The sequence below is a fragment of the Acidithiobacillus sp. genome, assembly GCF_027322205.1.
Taxonomy (GTDB): Bacteria; Pseudomonadota; Gammaproteobacteria; order Acidithiobacillales; family Acidithiobacillaceae; genus Acidithiobacillus.
Map to the genome: position 1 here is coordinate 5,307 of NZ_DAHVHY010000090.1, position 1,116 is coordinate 6,422.

At 61.3% G+C, this 1,116-nt stretch carries 1 protein-coding gene and 1 pseudogene; both read right to left on the reverse strand.

What is annotated here, in order from left to right; all coding sequences use genetic code 11:
- Window positions 1–916 (reverse strand): proton-conducting transporter transmembrane domain-containing protein (locus M7F93_RS10700; RefSeq protein ID WP_298173182.1); only part of this gene is annotated, 916 nt, incomplete at its 3' end.
- Window positions 913–1,116, reverse strand: a pseudogene (locus M7F93_RS10705) (NADH-quinone oxidoreductase subunit L); the annotation flags it as partial. The gene M7F93_RS10700 and the pseudogene M7F93_RS10705, both read right to left, overlap by 4 nt.

A 1,116-nucleotide genomic window follows, 5' to 3' on the forward strand; every position in this document is an offset into this window, starting at 1 on the left:
CCACCAGATTCATATGGCTGACGCTGGCATAGGCGGCAAAATGGCGCAGATTATCGGCATTGAGAGCGAGAAAAGCGCCGTAGAGGGTACCGATAGCGCCAAGGATGATGCCGGCGGGGGCAAAATGCAGTGCTGCCTGCGGCAACATGGGGATGGCGAAGTGAATCAAACCATAGGCCCCCGCCGTCACTGCCGCGCCGGAGAGAAAAATGCTGCCCGCTGGTGCTGCTGCACCATAGCTGGGACCCGCCCAGCTGTGCAGGGGAAAAAGCGGCATCTTCACGGCCAGTCCGGCGACCATACCGAGGAATATCCAGAGGCCCGCTGACGCTGGAATCCGTGTATCAGAGAGCGTCAGAATCGAGAAATTATAGACCCCTGTCTGAGCGCCATGAAGCAGGTAGACCATCACCAGCGCCACCAGAAAGAGCAGGGAGCCAACTACGGTGTAGAGCAGAAATTGCAGGGCGGCGGCACGGCTTTTGTGGCCGGTGCGCAGAATCAGGAAGGCTCCGGCCAACGCCAGAATCTCGTAGAAGATATAGAACATCAGCACGTTCTCGGCGAGAAAAATACCGAACAGGGCACCTTCCATGACCAGCGCAGACAGCGCCAGGGCGCGGAACTCGGAGAGTCGCCAGGCAAAGGCCATGCTGACCGGTAGCAAAAGCGCCGTCAGCACGGCCAGGGTGCTGCCAAAGGCGCCATCATGCAGGGTCCAGAGCGCGCCAAGCATGGGAATGAAGAGCGCGTGGCTGGTGTTGTGAAGCACGCCGGGCGCGAGGCGCAGGATAAGCGCCAGCACCAGTTCGACCAGCGCGATGGCCATGGCGAAGCGCTGGCCGTCCGCTTTACGGGTTGCGAGCCAGAGCGCAGCGCACCAGGGAAGCAGGATGAGGATACTGCCGAGGTTCACCTCCACCCCCAGGCGACCACGAGCAAGACCAGCAAGCCGAGCACCATGCCGCTGGCATACCGGCTGACCAGTCCGTTTTCACCGATCTCCAGCAGTTGACTGCTCACTCCGAAGCCGTCGCGCAGGCTACCGAGGAATACCAAGCGGAACCCGGTGCGCTCCACGCCCCAATCCAGAAAGCGGGCAAAGGCGTATACCGC